This is a genomic window from Streptomyces sp. SID1328 (genome assembly GCF_009865595.1).
GTDB classification, from domain to species: Bacteria; Actinomycetota; Actinomycetes; order Streptomycetales; family Streptomycetaceae; genus Streptomyces; species Streptomyces griseoluteus.
Genome location: NZ_WWKH01000934.1, coordinates 1 through 2,942, shown reverse-complemented (window position 1 = coordinate 2,942; position 2,942 = coordinate 1). Strand labels below are relative to the sequence as shown.

The window sequence follows — 2,942 nt, the reverse complement described above, 5'->3', positions numbered from 1 at the left end:
CGCCGCAGAAGTGCCCGTTGAAGTGGGTGCCGATCTCGTTGCCGTCCTCGTACGCCTCGCGCAGCTGCTCCACGGTCTCGCGGATGTGCTCGTCGGTGGCGTAGTCGATCGCGGCGGCGCCGGGGGAGTGCTGCGGCGGGTGGTAGAGGTCCTTCTTGGCCTTCGGCAGCAGGTAGATGCCGGTGAGGAAGAACGTCATGTGGGCGTTGTACTGCTTGGCCAGCCGGCGGTAGTGCGAGAAGAGATGGTCGCTGCCCTCCAGGCCACCGTCCCAGGAGAAGACGACGAACTGGGGCGGTTTCTCACCGGGCTTGAGCCGTACGGGCTTCAACGTGCCCTTCTGCGGCCCGGTGTAGGAGGTGGAGCCGTCCCCGAGCACCTTGGTCTTCCCGTCCCACTCCGGCTCGGCGGACGCGCCGGGCTCCTTGGCGGGGGAGACCGCGGAGGCTGTGTCGTCCTCGTGGCCCAGCAGCAGATACCCCGTGACCGTGGAGACGAGCACGAGCAGCACGGCCAGCGCGAGGACGGCGGGGCGCGTCACGCGGCGGCCCTCGGTGGTGCGTGCCTTGCGACGGCGGCCTGTGCTCGACGACTTCATACGGATCGATCTCCGGGGCGGGTTGCGGGTTGAGGAGCCGGGAAGGGGTGGGCCGGGCGGTGGCGGGGGCTCAGCCGACGCCCATGGCCCGCGACCAGATTCCGAACGGCACGCTGTTCTCACGGGTGCCGGCCAGACCGTCCAGCGGCAGCGGTTCCAGGCTCTTGCCCAGGTCGATGCGGTAGACGACGATCGCGGTCGACACCGACCTGAGGGTGCCCGTGTACCACAGCGCGGTGTCCTTGTCGGTGGTGCCGTCCTTTCCGGCGGCGGGGGTGGTCGCCGCGGGGGTGGGGTGGAAGGCGCGGAAGTTGTCCGCGAGGGCCTCGCTGACCTGCTGGGCGACCTCGGGGCGTACCGCCCGGCGCCGGTCGGGCGCGTCGAGGCGGACACCGGCGCCGTTGCGGGTGACCCGGCGCACCGAGTACGGCTCGGTGTGCCGGCCGTCCGCCGCGAAGGTGGCGTAGCCGCTGGCCATGCGGATCGTGCTGGGCGTTGAGGTGCCGAGCGACAGGTTGGGCGTCGCCGGGCCGAAGCTGGACGGCAGCAGCCCGGCCGCCTGCGCGGTCGCCTTCACGTTCTCCAGCCCGGTGTCCATGCCGAGCTGCATGAACGGCGTGTTCACCGAGCGGGCGAGCGCCTGGCGCAGGGAGACCGGTCCGTAGGAGCGCTTGCCGTCGTTGTGCGCGGCGACCTTCTTGCCACTGCGGTCCCAGTAGGGGCCCTCGGGGGTGGTGACGGGCACCGCGTCGTCGCCGTTGTACACCGACTCCGGGGTGACCGGGGTCGCCGGGCCCTCGCGGGTCTTGTGCACACCGTGCTCCAGACCCGCCGCGTAGACGAAGGGTGTGAAAGCCGAACCAGCGGGCACCGTAGTGGCGTTGGACTCGTTGTAACCCTGCTCGCGGTGGTCGGGGCCGCCGTAGACGGCGACGATCCGGCCGTCGGTGGCGACCGAGGCGGCGCCGTAGTGCGCGGTGCGCGCGGCCTTGGGGTCCTTCTTGAGCGCGGCCTCGCGGGCCTTGGTGACCGCGTCGGTCAGCTCGCTCTCCCGCTTGCGGTCGAAGGTGGTGTAGATCTGGTAGCCGCCGAGGTCGAACTCCTTGTCCGACAGATGCGCGTTCTTCCTGGCGTACTGCGACGCCAGCTCCACCAGGTAGTCGCTCTGCTTGCCGGTGTCGTAGATCTGGAGCGTCTTGATCGGCTCGGGGAACCTGGTGTACTTGGCGCGCTCGGCCGGGGAGAGCTTGCCGATCTTGACCATGCGGTCGAGAATCCACGACCACCGCTCCACCGCCCGGCGGTGGTTGGCCGCGCTGAGCGTGGGGTCGTACAGGCCGGCGCCCTTGAGCAGCGAGGCGAGCATGGCGGCCTCGCTGGGGTTGAGCTTGCTGACGTCCTTGCCGTAGTACGCCTGCGAGGCGCGCTGGATGCCGTAGGTGCCGCGGCCGAACCAACTGGTGTTGAGGTAGCCCTCGAGGATCTTGTCCTTGCTCATCCGGTTGTCGAGCTTGAGGGCGATCATCGCCTCGGTGAGCTTGCGGCCGAGGTTCTGGTCCTGGTTCAGATAGACGTTCTTGACGTACTGCTGGGTGATCGTGGAGCCGCCCTCGGTGTCACCCTGGCCGACCGTGCGCCACAGGGCGCGGGTGATGCCCTTGGCGGAGATGCCGGGGTCGGAGTAGAAGCTCTCGTTCTCCGCCGCCAGCACCGCCCAGCGCACGCCCTCCGGGATGTCCTTGAGCGGCATCGCCTGCCGGCGCACCCAGCCGGTCCGGGCCATCGGGGTGCCGTCGGACCAGAAGTAGACGCTGTCCTGCTGGGTGGCGTAGGAGTTGAGGTTGGTGGGGACGTCGGTCGCCGCGTAGGCCACGGTCAGGAAGAGGCCGGAGAGGCCGGTCAGGGCGAGCCAGCCCGCGAGCCACTGCCGCCAGGACGGTATCCAGCGCCGCCAGTCCTCCCGGCCCGGACGCGGGTACTCCGGGCGCAGCTTGCGGACGTACGGCGCGGCGAGTACGGCGTAGGGGGCGAGCCTGGCGGTGACCGGGGCGAGGAGACGGCGCAGTACGCCGAGGACGGTCAGCAGCGGCGCCAGGACGCGGGAGGGGTGGGGGGCGCCGGCCTCCTCGGTGGCCTTCGGCTCGGGTTTCGGCGCGGGGCGGGTGCCGTCCAGCGCGACGATCTTGAGCTGCATCGTCTCGTCGGGCCGGATGGCGCCGACCCGGAGCTGCATGGTGGCCTCGGGCTCGAACGCCGCCGGGGCCGGGGTGTTTTCGGGCTCCTGCCGGGCCGGCTCCTGGGCACGGCGTCCCCAGGCCCGTTTCGGCGCCGCGCGCCGGCCCCG

General features: G+C 71.0%; 1 protein-coding gene and 1 pseudogene. Both read right to left on the bottom strand.

Features of this window, described 5'->3' with window-relative positions; all coding sequences use genetic code 11:
* A pseudogene (locus GT030_RS30265) lies at positions 1-598 on the bottom strand (hypothetical protein); the annotation flags it as partial.
* 70 nt (positions 599-668) lie between these two features.
* Positions 669-2,831 carry a transglycosylase domain-containing protein gene (locus GT030_RS30260; RefSeq protein WP_202460748.1) on the bottom strand — a complete coding sequence of 721 codons (2,163 nt, stop codon included), beginning with the start codon at positions 2,829-2,831 and terminating at the stop codon, positions 669-671.
* Positions 2,832-2,942 lie beyond the last annotated feature (111 nt).

Bases quoted from the DNA above. Each gene is read 5' to 3' on its own strand.
- GT030_RS30260 (WP_202460748.1), bottom strand. From the start codon at position 2,831: ATGCAGCTCCGGGTCGGCGCCATCCGGCCCGACGAGACGATGCAGCTC.